General features: G+C 65.4%; 25 protein-coding genes. 12 read left to right on the forward strand and 13 right to left on the reverse strand.

Annotated features, from left to right (window positions below; all coding sequences use genetic code 11):
• The 3 genes from gspL to ACTHNR_RS01855 form a co-directional block, all read left to right on the forward strand.
• The coding region (gspL, locus tag ACTHNR_RS01845; protein WP_440545714.1) for a type II secretion system protein GspL at positions 1-956 on the forward strand (956 nt) is incomplete at its 5' end.
• The gene (gspM, locus tag ACTHNR_RS01850) at positions 953-1474 is read left to right on the forward strand and encodes a type II secretion system protein GspM (protein WP_440545715.1); all 522 of its coding nucleotides are present in this window, start codon (positions 953-955) and stop codon (positions 1472-1474) included. The genes gspL and gspM, both read left to right, overlap by 4 nt.
• A gap of 61 nt (positions 1475-1535) precedes the next feature.
• Positions 1536-2315 carry a type II secretion system protein N gene (locus tag ACTHNR_RS01855; protein ID WP_440545716.1) on the forward strand — a complete coding sequence of 260 codons (780 nt, stop codon included), beginning with the start codon at positions 1536-1538 and terminating at the stop codon, positions 2313-2315.
• Here the strand turns inward: ACTHNR_RS01855 and ACTHNR_RS01860 are convergent.
• Positions 2312-3895, reverse strand: a complete 1584-nt coding sequence (locus tag ACTHNR_RS01860) for an efflux transporter outer membrane subunit (protein WP_440545717.1) — start codon at positions 3893-3895, stop codon at positions 2312-2314. The genes ACTHNR_RS01855 and ACTHNR_RS01860 overlap by 4 nt on opposite strands.
• A gap of 258 nt (positions 3896-4153) precedes the next feature.
• On the opposite strand from ACTHNR_RS01860, the gene ACTHNR_RS01865 reads away from it, so the two are divergent.
• Positions 4154-5716, forward strand: a complete 1563-nt coding sequence (locus ACTHNR_RS01865) for a DHA2 family efflux MFS transporter permease subunit (protein WP_440545718.1) — start codon at positions 4154-4156, stop codon at positions 5714-5716.
• 23 nt (positions 5717-5739) lie between these two features.
• Here ACTHNR_RS01865 and ACTHNR_RS01870 read toward each other — a convergent pair whose 3' ends face one another.
• The 5 genes from ACTHNR_RS01870 to ACTHNR_RS01890 all read right to left on the reverse strand — a co-directional run bounded on the left by ACTHNR_RS01870 (position 5740) and on the right by ACTHNR_RS01890 (position 10746).
• A complete protein-coding gene (locus ACTHNR_RS01870) occupies positions 5740-6189 on the reverse strand; it encodes a hypothetical protein (RefSeq protein ID WP_440545719.1) in 450 nt (149 codons plus the stop codon).
• Between the two features lie 138 nt (positions 6190-6327).
• Positions 6328-7944 (reverse strand): glutamate--cysteine ligase, encoded by a 1617-nt coding sequence (gene gshA / locus ACTHNR_RS01875; RefSeq protein ID WP_440545720.1) that lies wholly within the window; start codon positions 7942-7944, stop codon positions 6328-6330.
• Positions 7945-8068: 124 nt separating this feature from the next.
• A complete protein-coding gene (locus tag ACTHNR_RS01880) occupies positions 8069-9001 on the reverse strand; it encodes a DNA-3-methyladenine glycosylase family protein (protein WP_440545721.1) in 933 nt (310 codons plus the stop codon).
• Positions 8998-10122, reverse strand: a complete 1125-nt coding sequence (gene ada / locus ACTHNR_RS01885) for a bifunctional DNA-binding transcriptional regulator/O6-methylguanine-DNA methyltransferase Ada (protein ID WP_440545723.1) — start codon at positions 10120-10122, stop codon at positions 8998-9000. The genes ACTHNR_RS01880 and ada overlap by 4 nt, the downstream gene beginning before the upstream one ends.
• 360 nt (positions 10123-10482) lie before the next feature.
• On the reverse strand, positions 10483-10746 hold the full coding sequence (locus ACTHNR_RS01890; protein WP_440545724.1) for a Txe/YoeB family addiction module toxin: 264 nt from the start codon (positions 10744-10746) through the stop codon (positions 10483-10485).
• Positions 10747-10932: 186 nt separating this feature from the next.
• Between ACTHNR_RS01890 and ACTHNR_RS01895 the strand changes: the two genes are divergently transcribed.
• Positions 10933-11358 carry a VOC family protein gene (locus ACTHNR_RS01895; RefSeq protein WP_440545726.1) on the forward strand — a complete coding sequence of 142 codons (426 nt, stop codon included), beginning with the start codon at positions 10933-10935 and terminating at the stop codon, positions 11356-11358.
• Between the two features lie 21 nt (positions 11359-11379).
• On the opposite strand, the gene ACTHNR_RS01900 is transcribed toward ACTHNR_RS01895, so the two are convergent.
• Both ACTHNR_RS01900 and sap1 read right to left on the reverse strand, forming a co-directional pair.
• Entirely contained in the window at positions 11380-11934 is a 555-nt protein-coding gene (locus ACTHNR_RS01900; protein ID WP_440545727.1) for a YaeQ family protein, read from the reverse strand.
• A gap of 157 nt (positions 11935-12091) precedes the next feature.
• Complete coding sequence (gene sap1 / locus ACTHNR_RS01905; protein ID WP_440545728.1) at positions 12092-12433, reverse strand: surface attachment protein Sap1; 342 nt, start codon at positions 12431-12433, stop codon at positions 12092-12094.
• Between the two features lie 161 nt (positions 12434-12594).
• Here sap1 and ACTHNR_RS01910 point away from each other — a divergent pair, with 161 nt between their 5' ends.
• Positions 12595-12972, forward strand: a complete 378-nt coding sequence (locus ACTHNR_RS01910) for a hypothetical protein (RefSeq protein WP_440545730.1) — start codon at positions 12595-12597, stop codon at positions 12970-12972.
• Positions 12973-13268: 296 nt separating this feature from the next.
• On the opposite strand, the gene hutG is transcribed toward ACTHNR_RS01910, so the two are convergent.
• From hutG to ACTHNR_RS01935, 5 genes are all read right to left on the reverse strand, one after another.
• Complete coding sequence (hutG, locus tag ACTHNR_RS01915) at positions 13269-14243, reverse strand: formimidoylglutamase (RefSeq protein WP_440545731.1); 975 nt, start codon at positions 14241-14243, stop codon at positions 13269-13271.
• On the reverse strand, positions 14240-15031 hold the full coding sequence (locus ACTHNR_RS01920; protein ID WP_440545732.1) for an amino acid ABC transporter ATP-binding protein: 792 nt from the start codon (positions 15029-15031) through the stop codon (positions 14240-14242). Before ACTHNR_RS01920 ends, hutG begins: the two co-directional genes overlap by 4 nt.
• The gene (locus ACTHNR_RS01925) at positions 15028-15696 is read right to left on the reverse strand and encodes an amino acid ABC transporter permease (protein WP_440545775.1); all 669 of its coding nucleotides are present in this window, start codon (positions 15694-15696) and stop codon (positions 15028-15030) included. The genes ACTHNR_RS01920 and ACTHNR_RS01925 overlap by 4 nt, the downstream gene beginning before the upstream one ends.
• Before the next feature lie 89 nt (positions 15697-15785).
• Positions 15786-16535 carry a transporter substrate-binding domain-containing protein gene (locus ACTHNR_RS01930; protein ID WP_440545733.1) on the reverse strand — a complete coding sequence of 250 codons (750 nt, stop codon included), beginning with the start codon at positions 16533-16535 and terminating at the stop codon, positions 15786-15788.
• Between the two features lie 50 nt (positions 16536-16585).
• Positions 16586-17347 (reverse strand): IclR family transcriptional regulator, encoded by a 762-nt coding sequence (locus ACTHNR_RS01935; protein ID WP_440545735.1) that lies wholly within the window; start codon positions 17345-17347, stop codon positions 16586-16588.
• Between the two features lie 384 nt (positions 17348-17731).
• Between ACTHNR_RS01935 and ACTHNR_RS01940 the strand changes: the two genes are divergently transcribed.
• The 6 genes from ACTHNR_RS01940 to cysD all read left to right on the forward strand — a co-directional run bounded on the left by ACTHNR_RS01940 (position 17732) and on the right by cysD (position 24400).
• Positions 17732-19402 (forward strand): methyl-accepting chemotaxis protein, encoded by a 1671-nt coding sequence (locus ACTHNR_RS01940; protein WP_440545737.1) that lies wholly within the window; start codon positions 17732-17734, stop codon positions 19400-19402.
• Positions 19403-19521: 119 nt separating this feature from the next.
• Entirely contained in the window at positions 19522-20229 is a 708-nt protein-coding gene (cysC, locus tag ACTHNR_RS01945) for an adenylyl-sulfate kinase (RefSeq protein ID WP_440545738.1), read from the forward strand.
• Positions 20213-21250 (forward strand): DHH family phosphoesterase, encoded by a 1038-nt coding sequence (locus tag ACTHNR_RS01950; protein ID WP_440545739.1) that lies wholly within the window; start codon positions 20213-20215, stop codon positions 21248-21250. Before cysC ends, ACTHNR_RS01950 begins: the two co-directional genes overlap by 17 nt.
• A 21-nt stretch (positions 21251-21271) precedes the next feature.
• Entirely contained in the window at positions 21272-22399 is a 1128-nt protein-coding gene (locus ACTHNR_RS01955; RefSeq protein WP_440545740.1) for a sulfotransferase family protein, read from the forward strand.
• 179 nt (positions 22400-22578) lie between these two features.
• Positions 22579-23361, forward strand: a complete 783-nt coding sequence (locus ACTHNR_RS01960; protein ID WP_440545741.1) for a sulfite exporter TauE/SafE family protein — start codon at positions 22579-22581, stop codon at positions 23359-23361.
• A gap of 76 nt (positions 23362-23437) precedes the next feature.
• Entirely contained in the window at positions 23438-24400 is a 963-nt protein-coding gene (cysD, locus tag ACTHNR_RS01965) for a sulfate adenylyltransferase subunit CysD (protein ID WP_440545742.1), read from the forward strand.
• Positions 24401-24425 lie beyond the last annotated feature (25 nt).

Below are 24425 nucleotides of genomic sequence, written 5' to 3' on the forward strand. Positions count from 1 at the left end.
CCCCTGAACCCGCGTTGGCCGAAAGCGCGGGCGCGGGGCCGGGCCCGGCCGAGGCGGCCATCGCGCCGCGGGACGATGCGCCGCAGCTGGAGCCGCTCGTCGCGGCCGTGCTCGGCACCGTGGCGCAGACGGCGCCCGCGATTCTTGCCGACGTCGCCATTACGGCCACGCCCGAGCCGACGCTGCTGTCGAGCACCGAGCCGCGGGTCGAACTGGCCCTCGCGCGCGGCGCCCACGGCGAAGGGTTGGCGGTGCCGCTCTCCGCGCTCGGCACGACGCTTGCGGCCCTGGCCGGCGAGGCAAGCGTCTCGGCGTACGAGCTCGCCGGGCTGCCCGGCGGGGAACCGACGTTGGCCGGGGAAGCCGTCCCCGCGCACGGTCTGCACGTGGGCGTCGCCCCGCTGCCGTTCGAAACCCTGGCGCGCAACGCGCTCGCCTGTCGCTTCGATCTGTGTCAGTTCGAGTTCGAGTCGCGGCCTTGGCGGCTCGATCGAGCGACGCTGCGGCGGCTGCGTTTGCCGATCGCGCTTGGGATCGCCACGCTCGTCGTCGCGGTGATTGGGGCGAACGTGCAATGGATGATGCTCGCGCGCGAGCGCGATGCGATCAACGCGCAGATGACGGAGTTGCTGTTGAATGCGTTTCCGAAGACGACGGTCGTGCTCGATCCGGCATCGCAGATGGCGACGCAGCTCGAGCATTTGCGCGTCGCCGCAGGCGAACTGTCGCCCGACGATTTTCTGTCGTTGGCGGCCCGCCTCGATCATTCGCTCGGGGCCGTTCCCGTGAACGGAATCGCGGCGCTCGACTACCACGATCGGCGGCTCGAGGTGACGTTCAAGCCCGAGGTCAAACCCGACCCCGCCTTCGCCCAGCGGCTGGCGCAAAACGCACTGTCGGGCGAGATCGACACGAACACGGGCAAGTGGGTCATTCGAAACGGGAGCGGTCAATGAATCTCGGCGCACTGGGTGATGTCTGGGCGGGCTTCTGGGAGCCGCGCACGGCGCGAGAAAAGATGTTGCTCACTTGGGGCGGCGTGGCCGTCGGCGTCGCCATCGCCTACTCGGTGCTGTGGGCGCCGGCGCAGCAAGGGCGCGCCCATTTGCGCGAGACGCTGCCGGCCATGCAGCGTCAACTAGCGCAGATGACGGCGCAAGCCGACGAGGCGCGTGCGCTCGCGCCCGCGGCGCAAGGGGCGGCCCCCACGGGCGGTGCGCTGCGCGATGCGCTGACTGCGTCGCTGACCCAGGCCGGCGTGGCCACGACGCAGGTGCGCTTGACCGGCGAGGCCGTTCAGATCGAAGCGAAGAACGTCTCCTTCCCGGCCTGGACGATGTGGCTCGACGACGCGCGCAAGCAGTTCAAGGTGCGCGTGAGCGAGGTGCACGCGAACGCGCTGAAGGCGGACGGTCAGGTGGATCTGACTGCCACGCTGCAGCCCGCCACGGCGAGCCCGAGGTCCGCGCAATGACGCTGCGGGCCGTGTCGGGCGCCGACGGCGAGCCGGCGCCGCGCAGCGAGCGAGGCTCGGCATGAGGTTGATTGGACGGCGTCTGCTCGCCGTGCTGCCGTGGTGCGTCATCGCGCTCGTGTCGTGCGGCGCGACGCTCGTCGCCATGATGCCGGCCGCTTGGATCACGCCGCAGTTCGCGAAGGCCACGCAAGGCCACGTCAATTTGATCGAGCCGTCCGGTTCGCTGTGGCATGGGTCCGCCACGCTCGTGCTGGCGGCGGGCAGGGATGCGGGCGCCGGCACTCTGCTGCCCGGGCGCGTGCAATGGCGCACGGCGTTCTGGCCGCTGCTGACCGGCCGGCTGAGCATGCGCATGCAGCAAACGCCGGCGATGCCCGAGGCGGTCGAAGTCTCCGCCGCTCCGCGGGCGGCAACTGTTTCCGCAGGCGAAATCGCGGTGCCCGCGGCCTTGCTGTCGGGCCTGGGCGCGCCGTTCAACACGCTCGATCCGCACGGCTCCGTGCGCGTGGCTTGGACGCCGTGGCGCGTGGTCGGACAGCGCGCTTACGGGCAGCTCGTCATTACGTTGACGGACATGACTTCCCGCGTGTCGCCGGTCAAGCCGTTGGGTTCGTATCGCGTGTCGTTCCAGTCGCAGGGCGATTCTTCGACCATCGAACTGTCGACGCTGAAGGGCCCGTTGATGCTGACCGGGCAAGGCACGATCGCGGCAAACGCGACGTCGTTTCATGGACAGGCAAGCGCGGCGCCCGAAGCGCGCGACAATCTCGCGGGCTTGCTCAACGTGATCGGTCGCCCGACCGGCGACGGCTCGGTCGCGCTCGATTACTCCCGTTAGCCGCCGGAGCCGGCGGGAGCGGCGTCGGCGGCCGCAGCGCGGGGCGAGCCGCCGTTGCCGTCGCTTGGCGGCTGCTGGTCCTGCTGATCGCGGCTCATCCGCGCCGCGTCCCACCCGCCCCCCAAAGCCTTCACGAGCCCGACCGAGGACACCATCCGCTGGCCGGCCAGATTCGCGAGCTTCTGCTCGGCGGCGAAGGCCGTCGTCTGCGCGGTCAGGACGTTGACGTAGCCGACGGTACCGGCCTTGTATTCGTTCGTCACGATCGCGAGCGCTTGGCGGGCGGAATCGACCGCTTGCCGCTGCACGACGATTTCCTGCGCGAGAATGCGTTGCGAGGCAAGGTCGTCCTCCACCTCCTGAAACGCGCCGAGCACCGTTTGCCGATAGACGGCAACTTGCTGGTCGTAGGCCGCGCGCGCGGCTTCGGTCTGGGCGTGCCGTAGCCCTGCGTCGAACAGCGTGGCCGCGAGTTCGGGGCCGACGCTCCAGAATCGGGACGGCAGGGTGAAAAGATTGGACCATACCGAGTTTTGGAACCCGCCTTGGGCCGAAAGCGTCAGCGTCGGAAAGTAGGCCGACATCGCAACGCCGATCTGCTCGTTGGCCGCGGCCGCTCGGCGTTCGGCCGCCGCGATGTCGGGCCGCCGCTCGAGCAGCGCCGAGGGCACGTCGACGGGGATGGCCGGCGGCTCGGCGTGAAGCGGCATCGAGGGAAGCGAGAATGTCGATGCGCTTTGACCGATGAGCGCGGCGATCGCGTGTTCGGCCTGCGCCCGAGCGACGCCGTTGTCGATGGCGCTAGCCCGCGCCGATTGAAGTTGCGTCTGCGCTTGAATGACGTCCGAGCGCGCGACGACGCCCTGCGCGTACTGGTTCTGCGTCAGGGTCAGCGCTTGGGTGTAGGCGGCGACGGTATCGTCGAGCAGCTTTTGCGTGGCGTCGAGCGCGCGTAGCTGAAAGTACGTTTGCGCGAGGGTCGCCTGCGCCGAAAGCCTCGCATTCGCGAGGTCTGCCGCCGCGCCCTGCTGACCGGCTTCTTGCGCCGCCACCGTGCGGCTTACCTTGCCCCAAAGATCGGGTTCCCAGGAGGCGTCGAGTGCGACATTGAACGCATTGCTGACGCCGGAAACCGTGCGCGCGCCGCCGCTCGTCGAACCGATCGAGCCGCTGCGCGAGAGCTGCTGCCCCGAGCGCGACGCGCTGGCGGACAGCCCGAGCGTGGGGAAGTACGCCGCACGCGCTTCGCCGACGAGCGCTCGCGCCTGCCGGTAGGCCGCGTCGAATTGGGCGATCGTCTGATTATTCGTGTTCAACGTTTCGATGAGCGCCGAGAGGCGAGCATCGTCGTAGATCGACCACCAGGGCCCGCGATCGCTCCGATCGCCCGGCTCGGCCACCTTCCACCCCGGCGGGATTTCCTTGTACGAGGCGCTGGCGGGTGTGCTCGGGCGATGGTAATCGGGGCCGACCGCGCATCCGGCGAGCGCGGCGATGGCGGCGACGCAGCCGAGGGCGGTGGCAACGCGGGAGGCCCGCGGCGCAGCGGCGGATGAAGTGCGAGGGCGATGACGCGGCATACCGGCGAAGGTTCGATGTGATGCGGCCGATGGTACCGCAGGGCGCGGCCTGCCTGAGTTACGGCCGGTTACGGACATCGCGGCCCTTCGCCGGCTGCCCGCACGCTGGAAGCCGGATCGACCCAATCCAGGCCTCAACCATAATTGCATAGAAAAATATTGACAGGGCAAGCAATTATGGCGATATTGGCGCCGAACGCAAACCATTGGCGCCGATGGACGGGCTTGCCCGGTCGGCGAAGAACAAGGAGAACGCGCATGGCAAATGCGGCTTCGGCGGCGGCCGAACCTCAGGCAGGCCCGTTGCCCCTGAAGGGCGGCACCCTCGCGCTACTGACGATCGGCCTCGCCTTCGGCACCTTCATGGAAGTGCTCGATACGTCGATCGCCAACGTGGCGGTGCCGACGATTTCGGGCAGCCTGGGCGTTGCAACGAGCGACGGCACGTGGGTGATTTCATCGTACTCGGTAGCGGCCGCCATCGCGGTGCCGCTGACCGGATGGCTCGCCCGCCGCGTGGGCGAGGTTCGGCTGTTCACGATGTCGGTGCTGGCGTTCACGATCGCGTCGGCGCTTTGCGGGTTGGCCGCGAATTTCCCGTCATTGATCGGTTTTCGCCTGCTGCAAGGGCTCGTGTCGGGGCCGATGGTTCCGCTGTCGCAAACCATTCTCATGCGTAGCTACCCGCCGCAGAAACGCGGCCTGGCGCTCGGGCTATGGGCCATGACGGTGATCGTGGCGCCCATCTTCGGGCCGGTGATGGGCGGCTGGATCACCGACAACTACACGTGGCCCTGGATCTTCTACATCAATTTGCCGATCGGTCTGATTTCGGCCTCGTCAGCCTACTTTCTGCTGCGCGGGCGCGAAACGAAAATCACGAAGCAGCCGATCGACGCGATCGGGCTGGCGTTGCTCGTCATCGGCGTGTCGTGCCTGCAGATGATGCTCGATCTCGGCAAGGATCGCGATTGGTTCAATTCCACCTTCATCGTCACGCTGGCGCTCATCGCCGTCGTCGCCCTCGCTTTTCTGCTGGCGTGGGAAATCACGGAGAAGACGCCCGTCATCGACTTGACGCTGTTCAAGGATCGAAACTTCGGCCTTGGCGCGCTGATCATCTTTCTCGGGTACATGACGTTTTTCGGATCGGTCGTCATCTTTCCGCTTTGGCTGCAGACGGTGATGGGCTACACGGCGGGCCTCGCGGGGCTCGCGACCGCGCCGGTCGGGCTGCTTGCCCTCGTGCTGTCTCCGCTTATCGGACGCAACCTGCACCGGCTCGATTTGCGCATGGTCGCGAGCTTCGCGTTCACGGTGTTCGCGATCGTCTCCGTCTGGAACGGCACGTTCACGCTCGATGTACCGTTCGGCCACGTGATCTTGCCGCGTATCGTTCAAGGCATCGGCGTGGCCTGCTTCTTCGTGCCCATGACGACGATCACGCTCTCGAGCATTCCCGACGAGCGGCTGGCGAGTGCATCCGGGTTGTCGAACTTCCTGCGCACGCTGGCGGGTGCGATCGGCACCGCGATCAGCACGACCTACTGGGAAAACGATGCCATCTACCACCATGCCGTGCTGGCGGAATCGGTCAACGCCTATTCGTCGAATACGGCCGCTTACCAGAGCGCGCTCGGAACGCTGGGGTTTTCCGGCGGCAGCGTCGGCGCGCAACTGAACGCGCTCGTCACGCAGCAGGGGTACATGATGGCCACGAACGACTTCTTCCGCATTTCCTGCGCCGCGTTCGCGCTGCTGGCCGTGCTCGTTTGGATCACCAAGCCCAAGCGCGGCAGCGGTCCGGCCATGGCGCACTAATGCCAGGCCGGCGGCTCATGCCCTCATTGCGGGGCGTGGGCCTGCGCCGGCGGCGCGGATGACGGCCCCTCTTCGCCCGATCTCACGAATTGCTTGAACCTGGCCGCCGATTGCCAAGGATCGGGGCGGCATCCGGCCAGCGGACGATCGCAGTGGGCCGCGAATCCGATCGTGAACGAACCATCCGGGTTGCGCGCGCGCGTGACTTGAAAAGCCGGCGCGCCGCTGCCGCCGGCCGGGCCGGCCGTTTCGATCGCGTCGGCGGTGTCCGTCTGCAAGGGGTATTGCGCGTGCTGCGTCACCCACTGCCGTGCGCGCGCCCACCACAGCGTGCATTGATCGGCTCGGCATACGAGCGGCGCCGTGGCGATCTGCATCGTTTCCGGCTCGACGCGATTCGCCGCCGTGCACCCGGTGAAGAGTGCGCAAGCGAGCACCGCGGCCACCGTGCCGATTCTTCCTGTCGATTCCATGCGAACGCCCTCCGTCCTGGCTTCGATCAGTCTTCGCCCCGCAGTGAAGAAAGGGGCTCCATCCAGTTCGACGCGGATCGGGCGCAGTCGTTCGCGCGATGCGAATCGAAACGAGCAGCGGCGCCCGGGCGCGTAGGTTCAGACGCTGAAGCGTTCGAGCGTGTAGCTGCGGTAATCGTTGACGAAGTCGTCGAACGAAGCCGGCGCGTCGCGCCGCTCGAGCTCGACTTGCTCGGCCAGCGACTGTTCCGCCAGTGCCCGTGCGGCGGCGAGCGCTTGCGCGTCGAGCGGGCGGGCCTTGAAGTACGCGGCATGCGCTTCGCTTTGCGCGAGGCCGAATTCGAGGAAGCTCTGGCCGCGCTCGCGCATGGTGCGCAGCACCTGCGCCGAAGGGGTGGCTTCCGGATCGGCCAGCTTCACGCGCTGGGCCGCTACCGCACGCACATGGGCGTCGCCGCCGCGCACAGCGTCGAGTGCGCGCGCGGCCGCGTCGATGCGCTCGAACAGCTCGTCCGCCCAATCGCGCAGCGACAGGGCTTGACCGTCGCGCATCAGCGTGAGGCCCGGCCTGCGGCCTTCGAGCGTCACCGCGCCGAAATTCGCGTTCGCCTCCGCAAGGGCGGCCGGCGGCAGCGGTGGGCTATCGTCGAGCGCGCCAACGAGCAAGTAGGCATCCAGAAAGCGCGCCGTCTCGACGCTGATGCCGCACGGCTCGAACGGGTCGATGTCGAGACAGCGCACCTCGACGTACTGAATGCCGCGCGAAGCGAGTGCATGCAGCGGTCGCTCGCCCGGATGCGTCACGCGCTTGGGCCGGATCGTCGAGTAAAACTCGTTCTCGATCTGCAGCACGTTCGTATTGAGCTGCACCCAAGCGCCGTCGCGATGGGTGCCGATCGCTTCATAGGCCGGGTACGGTTCGCTGACGGCCCGCGCCAGCGCTTCCAAATAACCCTGCAGCGAGTCGTAGTTCGGTTGCAGCGCGGCCTGCGCCGTCGTGTTCGAATAGCCGAGGTCGCTCATGCGCAAACTCGTCGCGTACGGACGATAGAGCGTGCTTTCGTCGAACGTTTCTAGCGTGTGCGCTCGGCCGCGTAAAAACGCGCGGTCGAGCGCCGGCGACGCGCCGAACAGGTACATCAGCAGCCAGCTCGTGCGGCGGAAATTGCGGATCAGCGCAAGGTACGAAGCCGACTGAAAATCGACCGCCGTGGCCGGCGAGGGGCGCGCTGCGTGAAGCAGACGCCAGGCCTCTTCGCTGAGCGAATAGTTGTAGTGAATACCGGCGATGCACTGCATCGTGCGGCCATAACGCAGCGCAAGGCCGTGCCGGTACACGTGCTTGAGCCGGCCGATGTTCGAGCTGCCGTATTCCGCGATCGGAATTTGATCGTCGGCCGGCAAACGGCCCGGCATCGAATGGTTCCACAGCAGCTCGCCGCCGAGCTGCGAGTAGACCAAGCGATGCAACTCGTCGAGCCGTGCGATCACCTGCTCGGGATCGGCCAGCGCCGGTGTAATGAGCTCGAGCAACGCCTCGGAATAGTCGGTCGTGAGAGACGGATGCGTGAGGGCCGAGCCGAGTGCGCTCGGATGCGGCGTCATGGCCAGCGAGCCGTCGCGTGCGACACGCAGGCTTTCCTTCTCGATGCCGCGCAGGCCGCGGACGAGCACGTCCCGCGCCGCCGGCGACGTCAACACCGACAAGCGCTGCGCGAATGCTTCCGACCGGGGGGGTGTTTGGATATCTGACATCGAAGCCGATTGCGATCAGGCGCCTTTGCACTGCCGCGCGCGGCGCCTCGATGCAATTAATTTTTGAGTAGCGGGCACTTTAACACCGCGCCGCGAACCTCGCTTGAGGCCACGCCGGAGGCGGCTAGCCGCCCCGGGCGGCCCCCGCCCGATCGGCGATTTCGTTCCAAAGATGCATGGCGGCGTAGGCGCGCCAAGGCCGCCACGCTTCGGTCCGAGCGCGTTGCGCCGCGGCGCGGGCGAGCGCGGGATCGCGCGCCGCGATCGCTTGCATGAGGACGAGGTCGGTGGCGGGGAAGGCATCCACGTCGCGCCAGGCGCGCATCGCGATGTACTCGACGGTCCATGGGCCGATGCCCGGCAGCGCGAGCAGCGCCGCGCGCGCGTCGGCCAGCGCGGCTGCCGGTAGCTGGCCCGCGTGGATATCGTCGATCGGCAGCTCGCCCGAGGCTACCGCACGCGCGAGGCCTTGGAGCGCGGCCACGCGCTTGCCCGGCATGCCGATCTGCGCGAGATCCGCATCCGCTAACGCCGCCGGGGTCGGAAAGCGCCAGGCGGTGCCGGGGTGCGGATGATCGTCGATGCGCTCGCCTGCGCGCACGACGAGACGCCCGATTAGCGTGGTCGCTGCTTTGACGCTGACCTGCTGACCGACGATGGCCCGGACGACGAGCTCGAACGCCGACCAAGCGCCCGGCAGACGCAGTCCCGGGGCGGCCTGTACAAGCGGCGCGAGCCAAGGGTCGCGCCCGAGGTGAGCGCCGATGGCGGCCGGGTCGGCGGCAACATCGAACATGGTGGCCACGTGCGGTGCGAGCGCCGACGCATGCCGGCTCGCTTCGCCCTCGATCGTGACCACGAGGCGGCGCTTGCGCGGATGGCGCGTCACGAGCAGGGTGCCGCTCGCCGTGTTCCACTCGATCGCGCGCCGGTACGCGCCGTCCTCCACGGCTTCGACGCCGGGCGTCGCGCGCCCCGCAAAGAAACGCAGTACGCGCGCCCAGTCATAGGGCGCCTTGAACGGCAGTTCGAAGCTGGCGGCGAGGACGGGGCTCAAGCTGCGTCGTCCAGATCGCGGCGAACGTACTCGATCGTGTCGGCTTCGGCAGATGCCGCGGGAGCCACCGCCGCGTGCCGCGCCTCGGCATCGAGCAAGGCCGCCTTGCGCGACAGGCCCCACCGATAGCCGGCGAGCGAACCGCCCTTTTGTAGGACGCGATGACACGGAATAGCCAGCGCGATCTCGTTCGAGGCGCAGGCGCTTGCCACGGCGCGCACGGCATGGGCGACGCCGAGCGATTCGGCCACCTGCGTGTAGCTGCGCGTCTCGCCGTAGGGAATGCGTCGCAGGGCGTCCCATACGCGTTGGCGGAACGCCGTGGTGCTGACGTCGAGCGGCAGGTCGAACGTTTCGCGTTGTCCGCGCAGATACGCGTCGATTTGTTCGATGAACGGCGCGATACGGGCGCGATCCTCGACGAGTTCGGCGTTGGCGAGCGCATGGCGCAGCGCCTGTTGCAGTTCGGCTTCGTCGTCGCCAAAGGCGATTCGGCAGATGCCCTTCGCGGTTGCCGCGACGAGCACGGGACCGAGCGCGGTGCGCGCGCTCGCATAGTAGACGCGCAGGCCGTCGCCCTTCTTGCGATACGTCGAAGGCGGCATGCCGAGCTCGCCCGCCACGCTGCCGTACAGCCGCGAGGGGGAGTTGAAGCCGGCATCGAGCGCGGCGCGCGTGACATCGTCGCCGCGTTGAAGCGCCTCCCTCAGGGCCGCGCCGCGCCGCGCGGCCTGATATTCGCGCGGCGACACGCCGACGACGCGCTTGAACAGCCGCTGCAGGTGAAACGGGCTGACGTGGACGGCCTCGCTCAGTTGCGCGAGTGTGACGCGTGCTTGCGGATCGGCGTCGAGCGCCGCGCACGCGCGCTCGACGATGGCGAGTTCGCGCGGCAGACCGTCGGGACGGCAGCGTTTGCAGGGACGAAAGCCGCCCGCGCGGGCGGCGTCGACCGTGCCGAAGAACGCGACGTTTTCTCGGCGCGGCAGGCGCGAGGCGCACGAAGGCCGGCAAAAGACGCCCGTCGTGGCGACGGCGTAGAAAAACGCGCCATCCGCCCGCGCGTCGCGCGCGACGACGGCATCCCAGCGCTGCGCATCGGTCTGATAGGCGGTATCCATGATCTTCCTCGACGTTGGCAGGTGAACGATGCCAACTTTATGTGTTCGAGCCGGTCGCTGCGCGCCGATTGTTGCGCTCTAATTCTGCCGCAACGCCCGGGCGGATGTTCGCGCCCCGTTTGCCGGTTCGCAGTCCTAGCTGGGGCGTGCACACACTCCCGAATCCATCGTCATTTTCCGTCATAAAAAAGATATTGCATTGCACCATCCAGATGTGTATAGTAGGAACTGTCTCCTCCATGTCTCCTCCTGATATGGATTCACCCGCTCCCTGTGAGCGGGTTTTTTTTGTCCGTACGCTTCGTATGGGCAAAAAAAGAGCACCGTTTCCGGTGCTTGGGTGCGGCTTGGCGGCCCGCGTCAGTAGTGAAAGCGACACTGCATCACGTAAAGAACGCCTTCTTGGACGATGTAGACGAGGCGATCCGCTTTAGTGATCCGCCGCGACCAGAACCCGGTCGGATCGCCCTTCAGCGGTTCGGGCTTCCCCGTGCCTTTGAATGGATCCCGGCAGATTTCCTCCACTAGGCCGTTGATTTCGTCGACGACCGCCCGGTCATGCTTGTGCCAATAGAGATAGTCGTCCCAAGCGTGCGTCGTCCATGCGACCTTGCATCTACTCACGGCCGCTGCTTTGTTCTTTGTCGTCCTAAGGCGCCGAATCCTGCCGGCGGTCGCTCGGAGGCGTCTGGTCGCGACGCCGCCGCCCGTCGCACACCTGCGGCTACACTGACTATATCGAGGGCGCGGCCAGCCGCGTATGGCCATACGGCCCCGCGCCGACCGCCGCCGCATGAAGGGAGACATCCGATGAAGCCGACGATTCGCGAAATCGACCATGTCGTCATTCGCACGTCCGACCCTGTCGCATTGGCGCGCTTCTACTGCGAGGCGCTTGGGTGCACCATCGAAAAAGAGCAGCCGGACATTGGGCTTACCCAACTGCGCGCGGGGCGCTCGCTGATCGATCTGCTGAAGGTCGGCGCGAAGATCGATCGCGCCGACAGCGGCGCGCCCGGCGCCGGACGGAACATGGATCACCTGTGTCTCCGTGTGGAGCACTACGATGCGCACGCGCTTGCCGAGCACGTGACGGCGCATGGGGCGAGGCTCGGCGAAGCAGGCCGTCGCTATGGCGCGGACGGCTTCGGGCAGTCGCTTTATTTGTTCGATCCCGAAGGCAACATGATCGAGCTCAAAGGGCCGCCTGAATCGGCGCGGGCCACCTCGCTTTGATCGCGCGGCCGCCCGCCGCCATTAGCCTGCGCTTCTGGCCTTGAGCACCGACCACTGAAGTTCGACGGGGTCCGAGCTTGCGCTCGTGAACCATGCCGCACCGTCTTGCACGGTGAACTGCAACCGCATCGTGCGCTCGGCCAGCCGCGCGAGCGTTTCGCCGACGCCCTCGGCCAGCGACCACACTTCCACGTTGCGCAGCCGCTCGACTTTGCCGCGCAATCCGTCCCACCAGATTTGCGACGCGCGGCCGCCGTAGGCGATGACGATCACCGAATCGGACCGGCCGCTGGCCTTGGCCAGCCGACGTTCATCGGGCTGCCCCACTTCGATCCAGGTTTGGATGGCGCCGGTCAGATCCTTTTGCCAGAGATCGGGCTCGTCCGTATCGGATAGGCCCTTGGCGAGTTCGAGACGCTCATTGGCGAAGAACGCGAACGCGGCAAGGCGCACCATCATCCGCTCGTCGGGTTCGGAAGGATGGCGAGCACTGGTCAGCGCATGGTCGCCGTAGTAATGGCGATCCATGTCGGCAATTTGCAGTTCGGCTTTGTAGATGGTCGATTTGAGGGCCATGCGGCGGAGAAGAGGCTCGTTTGCGCGAATCGTCGCGTTTCGTGCGCGGCGCGCGTCGATATGCGCGCGCCGTCATTGGCGCGAAATGATAGCGAAAACTAGGCCAAGCATGGCAAACGGCCCGGGCGAGCCGGGCCGCGATGGGACGAATCGACGGTTATTGCTTGATGAATTCCGCGTGGGTCCACAGCCCTTCGGTATCGCCGTTGCCGGCGTTCACGAATTCGACGTCCCGGCCGACGACGCGCACGACACGGAAGTCCGCATGCTCGGGCGTCGACAAGCATTGGTAGCCGGAGAAATATTCCTGCATCTTTTGCTGTTCGCCCGCTTGTGCGTGCTGGTAGGCGGAATCAAGCTTATCCTTGGATAAGCATCCGTAGGCATTCGCCCTGAATTGGAAGGTTTGCTGCGGTCTGAGCACTTGATCTTGCGCTTGCGCAACCGTGGCCGCGGCGGCCAACCCCACGAGCATCAAAAGCATGCCTGCTTTTTTCATATACGCCTCCATGCGGGTTTTTACTTAGGTTAGCTATGTATTTAAAGGCAATCTAAAACCCGCGTGTTTGAGCGTAGAACATAGGTTTAAAAGCACAAGCACATCTTGTGTGCACTTGCAAAAGCGACGGATTGTCGCACCGGTGCGACCGCACCCGAGCGATGCGCGCTGACTGCCTTGCCACACCTTGCCAGGCGGGCCATGAAAGCGTTCGGAAAGCGCGAGCGCGGCTTGCTGCAAGGCTTTCGGCGTTATTTGCGGATTACGCAGAAAACGAATTAAGCCGTTTAATAAAATGCCAAAAGCATTTTGCGGCGGCGCACATAAAGATGTTCGTCGATGACGGCTCGGAACCGTTATCGCCCGCTTTGCCGCGCGACAAAATTAATGCCTGCCGCGATCGCTATCGTCTCGAAACGCAGAAATTGGCTGCATCGATTCGTTTTAGCTTGCGTGGGCAGCGGCACGAGCGCCATGAATGGTTCGTCGGCGCGCATTTGCTCGCTCCAAAGCACGCCGCCGCCGTGCGATTTCGGTGAATGCGTGCGAACCCACGTGCTGCTCGCGTTGCCTCGCGCGAACCGAGCAACATGCGCTTAGAATGGTTTCCACTCTCTTTCGCTTTCGCCTGGCAATGGCACGGGAGGCTCATCGTGATCGAGCGAGTGATTTTGGGCGCGTTCCTCGTGCTGCCGCTTTTGATCGTCGCGTTTCTTTTTTCCGACGAATTATGGCAGGAGCACTTGCGGGAAACGCGCGGCGCCGCGCCGCGCCGACTGGACTGGCGGCATCCGTTACGGAGCCTTTTGCACCGGCACTGAATTGGCGGCGTGCATCAAAGCAGACGATAGAGCAGTCGAGCCGCCGCACGCGCCGTCCGGCTGTCCCGATCGTATTGCGGGTTGAATTCGGCAATGTCGGCAACGCGCAGCTTGCTCGAGGCCCGCACGCGCATGACCATCGCTTCGACGACGGCAAGCGGCACGCCTAGCGCGGCCGGTGCGGAAACGCCCGGGGCGACGGCCGCGGGCAGCACGTCGAGATCGATCGTCAGATAGACGTCGTCCGCCGCTGCGATCAATCCGTCCAATTCGGCGAGTCGATCCGCCAACTGGCTTTCCTGCATGACTACGTCGAGGGCGTAGTGCGCGCCGATTTCATGCGCACGGGCGAACAGCGCCGCCGTATTGGCGAGTTCGCTGATGCCGAAGCATGCGTAGGTGAGCGCCGCGCCGCGGGCCCCGCAGTCTCGCGCGATTTGGTCGAAGGGCGTGCCCGAGTTGCCCGGGCGCGTCGTGCGCAGATCGAAGTGCGCATCGAAGTTGATGACGAGCAGCCGCCCGCGAGGCCGCGCCGCAGCCGGCTCGGGCCTGCCTTCCCCATCGAGCCAGCCGCGTAGCCCGAGGTAGGTGCCCCAAGCAACCTCGTGCCCGCCGCCCAAAATGATGGGCCGGGCCCCTCGCGTCAAGGCGTGTCGCACCCGCTCGCCCAGTGCCGCTTGCGCTGCTTCGAGCTCGTCCGCTTCACAAAGCACGTCGCCCGCGTCGAAACAGCGAGCCACCCGATGAGCCGGCAGCGAAGCGAGTGCGCGTCGAAGCAGCCGAGGTGCGTGCGCGGCGCCGATACGCCCTTGGTTGCGGCGCACGCCTTCGTCACAGCAAAAACCGATCAATACGGGCGCGCCGGCAACGGGTTCCGGCTCGAGGGGATCGTCGAAAGCGCGCACGCGCTCGTACAGCCTCGCGGTGTCGCCCGCCTCGCCGGCATCGCGCCGGCCGGTCCAGACCGACGGATCGAACGCCGCGTTCATGCGCGGGAGAGCACGGCTTGCAAAAAGGCGCGCGTACGCGGCTGCGTCGGCGCGGAAAAGATCGTTTGCGGCGGCCCCGCCTCGACGATCGCGCCCCCGTCCATCACGACGACTACGTCGGCGACTTCCCGGGCGAAGCCCATTTCGTGCGTCACGACGACCATGGTCATGCCGTCGCTCGCCAGCATTTTCATCACCTGCAGCACCTCGCCGACCAGTTCGGGGTCCAGCGCCGAGGTAGGTTCGTCGAACAGCATGACGCGCGGGCGCATCGCCAGCGCGCGAGCGATCGCCACACGCTGTTTTTGTCCGCCCGACAAGCTCGCCGGCATCGCGTGAGCCTTGTGCGCTAGGCCGACTTTCTCGAGCAGTTGGATGGCGCAGGATTGCGCTTGCTCTTTCGAAGCGCCGCGCAGCTTGCGCGGACCAAGCGTCACGTTTTCGATGACGGACAGATGCGGAAACAAATTGAACGATTGGAACACCATGCCCACCTCGGTGCGCAGCGCGTTGAGCGCGCGCTCCTTGAGCATGACGCCGTGATCGACGAGCCGATGACCGCAGATGTCGATCGTGCCGCCCTCGGCCTGCTCGAGCCCGTTGCAGCACCTGAGAAACGTGCTCTTGCCCGAGCCGCTGGGCCCGATGACCACGACGACCTGAGACGGCGCGACGTCGAAATCGATGCCGTTCAAGACGGTGTGGGCGCCAAACGATTTCTTGAGCGCGCGGATGCGGATGATCGGCGCGGCGTCCGTGGGAAAACGATCTTGCGGTACGGCGTTCACTGAACCATTCCTCCCGCGCGCAAGCGCTGCTCTGCGCGCTGCAGTAGGTAATTCGTCGTGCTCGTGAGCACGAGATAGACGAGTGCGATAGCCAGATAGACTTCGAGCGAGCGGTACGACACGCTGATGATCTTCTGCCCTTCGTGCATGAGATCGTCGATCGTGAGCAGCGACACGAGCGCCGAATTCTTGATCAATGCGATGAATTCGTTGCCGAGCGGCGGAATCATGCGCACGACGGCCTGCGGCAAAATCACGGTGCGCATCGCGAGCGACGAGGACATGCCGATCGAACGCGCGGCCTCGGTCTGTCCGCGATCGATCGATTGAATCGCGCCGCGCACGATTTCCGACACGTAGGCCGCGGAATACAGCCCGAGCCCGAGGATGCCGCAGAAGAAGGCCGGCAGCATGACGTTGAACTGCGGCAGGCCGAAGAACAGCAGGAACAGCTGCACGAGCAGCGGCGTGCCGCGAAAGAACGTAACGTAGGCCGTGCAAAAAACGTAGACGAAGCGGCGCCGGCGCACGAGCCGGCCGATGCCGATCAAAAGGCCGATCGCGCAGCTCAGGACGAGCGCGGCCGCCGTGACTTCGATCGTGACGGCGGCGCCGTGCAAGATATCGGTCCAGCCGGCGAACACGGGGGAGAAATCGAGTTGCATCTGCATCCGCTTCGACTCTTGAAGGTGAAGCACACGGCCGCGCGTCTATTGCGGCCGGCGAGGGGTGTCGCGTCGGCGTCAGCTCGGCGTTATTTGCTGCTGAACCACTTCTTGACGAGGGCAGCATAGGTGCCGTCTGCCTTGATTTTCTCGAGCGCCGAATTCAATGCGTCGCGAAGCTGCGGCTCGTCCTTGCGCACCGCGATCCCGTACTGCTCGGTCGTCAGCTGCTCGTCGAGCACGCGAAAGCCCGGGCGCGTGCGCGCGAGCTGGTAGGCGGCCGGCTTGCCCGTCACGGCTGCATCGGTGCGGCCGATGCCGACGAGGTCGAACATCTCTTGGTTCTTTTCGACTTCGACGCGCTGCACCTGCGGATAGTGATCGTGCAAGAAGTTCACCGATTTTGTCCCTACCTGAACGCTCACCTTCTTGCCGTTCAGATCGGCGAGCGTCTTGATGGGGGAATCGGATTTGACGAGCGCGACCAGGCCGCCCGCATAGTAAGGCTGCGTGAAGTCGACCACCTGAGCGCGTTCGGGCGTGATGTAGATGGCCGAAATCGCGACGTCGAAGCGACGGGCAATGAGGCCTGGAATGAGCCCCTTGAAGTCGATGTCGGTCCATTGGACCTGCTTGCCCATCGTTTTCGCCAGCGCGTTCATGAGATCGACGTCGAACCCGGTGCGCGCGCCGTTTTCCGTGAATTCCATGGGCGGGAACGTGGCGTCGGTCGCCACCTGCAGGGTGCCGGTATCGGCTGCGTGCGCCGCGCCGGGGGCGAGGGTGAAGGCGAATGCCGCGCTCATGCAGAGGGCGGCGAGCAGGCGGATCGGTTTCATCGAGGGTCTCCTTGAGGTTCCATGCAACGCTGCGGCAAGCAGCGAATCGATCAAGCGTCGTTCGATCGGTCGGTTTGAAGGCGGCGCGAAATGTTGCGCGCCGTGCGGCGGGTCGCGTCGATCAGCGCGGCCTCGCGCCCCGCCACGCGCGTGACCGGGGCCATCAGCGTGATCGAGGCCACGCTCGGGCTCGTGCGGCCGGCGCGCGCGAAGATCGGCGCGCTGACGCCCCACACGCCTGGGTCGACTTCGCTGTCGCTGACGACGTAGCCGTCTTCGCGGATCCTCGCGAGCTGCGCGATGAGCGCGGCCCGGCCCGCTTCATCGCCCGCGAACATCGTGTCGAGAATATCGGCGCAGCGGCGCTCGTTCATGAACGCAAGCAGCGACTTGGCCGATGCGCCCGCTTTGAGCGGGACGGCCCGCCCTTTCTCGAACGAGCAACGCAACGAATGCAGGCTTTCGATCATCTCCAGGCAAACGACCTGTTCCTTGACCGCCACCACGAGTCCCACGCTTTCACCCGAGGACTGCGCGAGACGTTCGATGGCGCCGCGGCTCGCTTCGATCAAATGCGAGCCGAGGTCGAACGACAGGGCGAGCTGAAGGCTAACGGGGCCCGGCGCATACCGGCCGGCGTTTTCCGAGACGAAGCCCCAGCGCTTGAGCAACGCGATTTGACGGTATAGCGTGCTCTGCGCGAGCCCCGTCTTGCCGACGAGTTCGCGCACGGACATGGCCTTGCCGTGATGAGCGAGCGAGGCGAGCACGAGCAAGATCCGCTCGGCGCCGGCTCCGGGGACGTCCTGCATGACAGATCGGTCCGTTTAAGTACGTAAACGATACCAAGCATGCCGCACAATTCTCATGAAAAGAAAACTCGATTCCCATGAAACGGGAGTTTTCGCGAGGGTGTTTACCCCTACGGCCGAGAAAACGGGGCCATTGACGATCGTCAATTTTCGGCGATAGCCGCCGGTCTATGGTGCTCGGTTCGGCATTTTAAATCGTCATACGAAAAAGTAGTCGACCTACCTCGCTTACCAACTATCTCGTCATTAAAAACGTTTTCATCCGATAAAACACTTAAGGCCTTTTACGGATGTGCCGTTCACGCTGCTTGTGACCGCCAGGTCTCACGCGTTTGGCGTCCACGGACGAGAGAGACGTCCTTTTAATTACAAGGTAGCGACGAGATGAACTTATCCCACATGAAAGTGGCGAGCCGCCTCGGCATCGGCTTCGCGCTGGTTTCAGCCCTGCTTGCGATCGTGACCGTGTTCGCCCTGATGCGAATGTCCGCACTGCAGAGCGCGGTGGTGAATATCACCGATGTCAACTCCGTCGAGGCTTCATTGGCGAATCGCCTCGACGAAAGCATTTCCAACCGCGCGCTGGCGTTGCGCAATCTAGTTTTGCTCCAGGCTGACCAGCAGGATCAGGTGGATATCGAAAACAAGCGGTTCGACGCCGAAACCGATGTCTACGAGCAAAGCCGCGCGAAGCTCGCGACGATGTTCACCTTGCCGGGCACGAGCCCCGACGAATCGTCGCTACTGCAGCAGATCACCCAGCAGGGCGAGCTCGCCTTGCCGCTCATGAAAAAGGCCCGAGAGCTCGCTTTGTCGGGCCAACGCGACGCCGCCTATCATCTGCTGCGGTTCGATCTGCGGCCGATTCAAGCTAAATGGTGGGCCTATGTACGCCAATTGCGCACCCTCGAGCACAAGCAAAGCGATGAGCTGACGGCAGACGCAAAAGAAACCTACGCATCGAGCCGGCTCGGCATCATCGCGCTGGCGCTCGCCGCGTTGGCCGTCAGCATCGTTTCGGCACTCGTGATCACGCGCGGCATCATCAAGCAGCTCGGCGGCGAGCCCGGTGACGCGGCCGACGCTGCAGACCGCGTGGCGACGGGCGACTTGACGACGGAAGTCTTCGTCAAGCCCGGCGACGACACGAGCCTCATGCATTCCATGAAGACGATGAGAGAGAGCCTCGTTGGCATCGTGAGCCAGGTCAATGTCAGCACCGGCGCGATCGCTTCGGCGGCGGGGCAGATCGCGAGCGGCAACCTCGACTTGTCCTCGCGCACGGAAGAACAGGCCGCGTCGCTCGAGCAAACGGCCGCGTCGATGGAAGAGTTGACGGCGACCGTGAAGCGCAATTCCGAACATGCGCGCCAAGCCAACGAACTGGCCGCGTCGGCTTCGGTCGTCTCGGAGCGCGCCGGCACCGTGGTGTCGCAGGTCGTGACGACGATGGGCTCGATCAATCAGGCGTCGCAGAAGATCGTCGAAATCATTGCGGTGATCGACGGCATCGCCTTCCAAACCAACATCCTCGCCCTGAACGCCGCGGTGGAAGCGGCGCGCGCGGGCGAACAAGGACGCGGCTTCGCTGTCGTGGCTTCCGAGGTGCGCAGCCTCGCACAGCGTTCGGCGACGGCGGCCAAGGAAATCAAGGCGCTGATCAGCGGCTCGGTCGAACAGGTCGAAGTGGGCAACAAGCTCGTCGACGAAGCGGGCGCGACGATGAAGGACGTCGTCGACGGCGTCAAGCGCGTCACGCTCATCATGGGCGAGATCATGAGCGCCAGCGAAGAGCAGGCGACCGGCATCGAGCAGATCAACCTTGCGCTGACGCAGATGGATCAAGTGACGCAACAGAACGCCGCGCTCGTCGAGGAAGCCGCCGCGGCCGCCGAATCGATGCGCGAACAGGCCGACGCGCTGGTGTCCGCCGTGAGCGTATTCAAGCTGCGTCAAGGCGCCGCCGGCGCGCCGATGCGCCCGAGCGTGAGCCGCACTGCGCATCGCCTTGGCGCGCCGGCGGGCTCGCGTGTGCTGGCCTACGAACCTGCGTGAGGCATCACGTCGCGCGCTGGGTCTGGTGTCAAGAATCCCACGCAAGGCACGGTCGTGTGCTTTGATATGCCGCAGACGGCGGTCGAATTTCTAAAATCATGACAACGAGGATGTTTCCCATGAACGCTGAGGGGCCGATCCACGGTGCACAGCCTCATGCGCACGCCCGTGAAGTGGAACCCGGAGGCGGCGGACGAGAGAGCGTCCGCCGCCCGAATGTGAATGTCTTCCGGCATGCCGGCGGGTTGTCCGACGATACGCGCGCGCTGCAGTTCGGCCGACCGCCGCTGACGTTTTGGCTCACGGGATTGAGCGGGGCCGGCAAGTCGACGATCGCGTTCGATTTCGAGCGGCTGCTCAGGCGCGACGCGCGTCCGTGCGCCGTGCTGGACGGCGACAACCTGCGTTGCGGATTGAACCGCGACCTGGGTTTTTCGGAGCATGACCGCCGCGAGAACGTTCGGCGCGCGGCGGAGGTCGCACGCGTCATGAACGATGTCGGCCTCATTGTCGTCACGTCGTTCGTTTCGCCCTTGCGCGAGGATCGGGCTGCGGCGCGCGAGATCATCGGCGAGGCACGGTTCGTCGAAGTGCACGTCAGCACGGCGCTGGCCGTGTGCGAATCGCGCGATCCGAAAGGACTTTACCGCAAGGCTCGGCGAGGCGAGCTCTCGCAATTCACGGGCGTCAGCGCGCCCTACGAGCCTCCGCTCGCGCCCGCGCTCGCACTCGACACGGCGCAATTGGCGCAAGGCGGCGCGGCGTCTCTGCTGCTCGCTTACCTGATGCGGCGCGATTCGGAGCATGAAGATGGCCGGTCCTGCTGAACCTCTGCCCACGGTGGCGCCCGTGCTCGCCTACGACGTGTTCAACGGCGATGCGGACGGATTGTGCGCGCTGCATCAGCTGCGTCTCGCGCAGCCCCGAGAAGCGCGCCGAATCACGGGCGTGAAGCGCGATGTCGCGCTGTTGCGCCAGGTGCCGAGCGTGGCCGATATCGACGTGACGGTGCTCGACATTTCGCTCGACACGAACGTCGACGCGCTGGCTCGGCTGCTGGAAGCGGGAGCGATCGTCACCTACTACGATCATCACAGCGCGCGGCTAGCCAGCCCTCATCCGCGACTGACGATGCACTGGGACGATTCTCCTCATGTTTGTACGAGCGTCCTCGTCGACCGCGCGCTAGGCGGGCGCTATCGACGCTGGGCGATCGTCGGCGCGTTCGGCGACAACCTCGACGCGACGGCCGCTAGGCTCGCGGGCGCCGAGGGCGTGCCCGACCACGAGATGGCCACGCTCTCGACACTGGGGCGTCTGCTCAACTACAACGCTTACGGGGACACGCTCGACGATCTTCACATCCGGCCCGATGCGCTCTACGACGCATTGCATCCGTTCGCCGATCCGTTGGAATTCGTCGCGGCCTCGCCGTGTTTCGCGCAGCTCGAACACGGCTATTGGGAGGATCTGTCGCGTGTGGATTCGCTCGTGCCGCATCACGCATGCGAGGGCGGCGCCGTCTACGTGCTTCCGGACGAGCCCTGGGCGCGGCGCATTTCGGGCACGTTCGCGAACTTACTGGCCGCGCAGGCGCGCGACCGATCGTTCGCGGTCCTGAACGCACGCAGCGACGGATCGTGTTGCGTAAGCGTGCGCTCGTCCAAGCCGGACTCGCACCCGGCGAACCTGCTGTGCGAACGCTTCGACACCGGTGGTGGGCGACGCGCCGCCGCCGGCGTCAATGTGCTGCCGAGCGCGAGCATCGACGCGTTCATCGACGCTTTTTCAACGTATTTCACGACGATGGGCGCGGCTGGCGCGATGACGCCCACCGCATCCAAGTAAGCACCGAGGAGCACCAAAACAATGAACCGAGCATCCGATCGCGCACAGGCCGGCGCGAGACCCAGGCCCGTCTTGATGATTCCGCTGCGCCGCTGCGGCAGCCACGCGCTGCGGTTGCGCTTGAACTTGAACCCGGCGTTCTATTCGCCGTATCCGCTGCATATCGTCGACTTCATGCCGATCGTGCCGCTCTACGGCGATCTCGACGACGACCGCGCCTACTTTCGCCTCGTGAGCGACGTCGTCGGGCTCCAGGCCGCGAGCATGGTGAAATGGCCCGGGATCGTCTTCGATCCGGTCGATATCTTCGAAGCGATTCGCCATGAGCCGCGCAGCGTGCATCGCATCGTCTGGGAGCTGCTGCTTCGCGCCGGCGAGCAAGCCGGAGCGGGCGTCGTCATGGACAAATCGCTCGACAGCGTGCACTACGCCGAAGCGTTGATGCGCCTTTTTCCCGACATGCTGTTTTTGAACGTGGTGCGCGACCCGCGCGCGCAGATCGCTTCGATGAACAAGGCGATCATCCATGACTTCGACACGCTGCTGAACGCGCATACGTGGGTCGAGGCCCATCGCGCGGCCGACGCGATTTTGGCGCAGTACCCGCAGCGCACGCTCACCATCCGCTACGAAGATTTTCTGACCGACGAAGAAGCCATCCTGAAGGAGGTTTGCGCGTTCTTCGGCATTGCGTTCTTGCCGAGCATGCTGGACGTTTCTCATTCGGACGAGGCGCGGCAAATTTCGCGCATGTCCGCCTTATGGTCGTCCAATTGCTTCGCGCCGATCGCCGCCAATGCCGACAAGTACAAGCGCGCGCTGTCGATGGAGGAGATCGCGATTATAGAAACGTTGACGAAAGCTTATATGGAGCGTTACGGTTACGAGCGCATAACCGCCGCATCGGCTGTGATCGATGCGGCGGCCTTCGATGCGGCGCGTCATGCTTCGGATACAGGGCGAGCGCACGCATGGCAGGCGCTCGAGCGGACGAACTTTCGCGATTTTGCGCTGCGGCGCCACCGGGCCGAGTATTTGGCCACGGTGCGCGCCCGCATGGAGCAATGCGCGGCGGCTCAGGCAGCGCTCGGCCACGCTGCGCCCGTCAAGCTCGATGCGCTTACGGAGGTTTTCGAAATCACGGACTGACCGTTCGGCGCTGAAATAGAAGCAGAAATAGAAGCGGAAAGACAAGCCATTGCCGTAAATAACGAATTACGTCATTACGAGGCTACGAAAGTACCCAATGAAAAACCATGTCGGACGCGGTGCGCGATGTACGCGCCGCGCCGGCAATGAGTTGCCGTGTACCTGAGAGGAACACCACGATGTCTATTGCGTTGCAGACGCAGGTTGCGCTTGCGTCCGTGTCCGGGCTATCCATCGGCTTTGCGCTCGGACTTGTCGGCGGCGGCGCAGGCATGTTGTCCGTGCCGCTGCTGCTCTATTTCGTCAAAGTCGGCGATCCGCATGTCGCGATCGGCACGACGGCCGCGGCTATCGCGCTCACCGCGCTCGTCAATCTCGTCTCGTATGCGCGGGCCGGCCATGTGCGTTGGCGCGTGGGCGCTTTATTCGCGGCGGCCGGCGTCTCCGGCGCGTTCGCGGGCTCGCGGTGGTCGCTGCATATCGACGGCGGCGCCTTGACGTTGCTGCTCGCGGTTATCGTGGCCGCGGTCGCGGTGCTCATGATGTCACGTGCGCAACCGACCCACGACGGGCCGATCCCGATCGCCACTGCCGGCAGAGGTTTCGCCACGGCCGGCGCGGGCGTGGCGGTCGGCGGCGTGGCCGGGTTCTTCGGCATTAGCGGCGGCTTTCTATCGGTGCCGGCGCTGCGCTTGATCGCGCGTGTGTCGATGCTCGAGGCCGTGGCCTCCTCGCTCGTCTCGGTCGTGGTGTTCGCCGCGACGACGGCCGCCAACTACGCGATGGCCGGAAAGGTCAGCGTGCCGCTCGCGCTGGCGCTCGTCGCCGGCGGCGTCGTCGGCGGCCGTTTCGGCATGCGATCGGCCAAAGCCATCGCCGGCAGGAGCCAAACGCTGCAAAAGATTTTCGCCGCGATGCTGCTGCTGATCGCGGCCTATATCGCCTATCGGAGCGTCGGCTAGTTCGCCGGCTGCCCTAACCTGCTCACACCATGTATCACGCTCGTTCGACAAAAACGCAGACACCAAGGCCAACATCATGTCTACCCTGATCGCCTCTCTCGGCACGGCCGGCGCCGTAAAGCCAGCCCTACGCATGGACCACCTCGACTGGCTGGAGGCCGAATCGATCCACATCCTGCGCGAGCTCGTTGCCGAGTGCAGCAAGCCGGCGCTGCTGTTCTCGGGCGGCAAGGATTCGGTGGTCGTGCTGCACCTGGCGCTCAAGGCGTTCGGGCTCGGCGCGAACCGCAAGACGGCGCTGCCCTTTCCGCTCGTGCACATCGACACGGGGCACAACTATCCGGAAGTGATCGAGTTTCGCGATCGCCGCGCGGCGCAGATCGGCGCGCAGCTGGTCGTGGGCCATGTCGAGGATTCGATCAAGCGCGGCACGGTGCGGCTGCGCCGCGAGACCGATTCGCGCAATGCCGCGCAAGCGGTGACGCTGCTCGAGACGATCGATGAGCACGGCTTCACGGCGATGATCGGCGGGGCGCGCCGCGATGAAGAGAAGGCGCGCGCCAAGGAGCGCATCTTCTCGTTTCGCGACGAATTCGGCCAGTGGGATCCGAAGGCGCAGCGCCCGGAACTGTGGAGCCTGTTCAACGCGCGGCTGCACAAAGGCGAGCACCTGCGCGTGTTCCCGATCTCGAACTGGACCGAGCTGGACGTGTGGCAGTACATCGCGCGCGAAGGCTTGGAGCTGCCCTCGATCTACTACGCGCACGAGCGCGAGATCGTGCGCCGCGGCGGCCTGCTCGTGCCGGTGACGCCGCTCACGCCGATGCGCGAGGGCGAGCAAAGCGAGCAGGCGCTCGTGCGTTTTCGCACGGTGGGCGACATCAGTTGCACGTGCCCGGTCGAGAGCGATGCGGACGATGTCGAGAAGATCATCGCCGAGACGGCGGTGACCGACATCACCGAGCGCGGGGCCACGCGCATGGACGATCAAGCGTCCGAGGCTGCGATGGAGCAGCGCAAGAAGCAAGGCTACTTCTAAACGCCGGCACCCCGAACGACATCAA

The sequence above is a fragment of the Trinickia sp. genome, from assembly GCF_051954495.1.
Taxonomy (GTDB): domain Bacteria; phylum Pseudomonadota; class Gammaproteobacteria; order Burkholderiales; family Burkholderiaceae; genus Trinickia.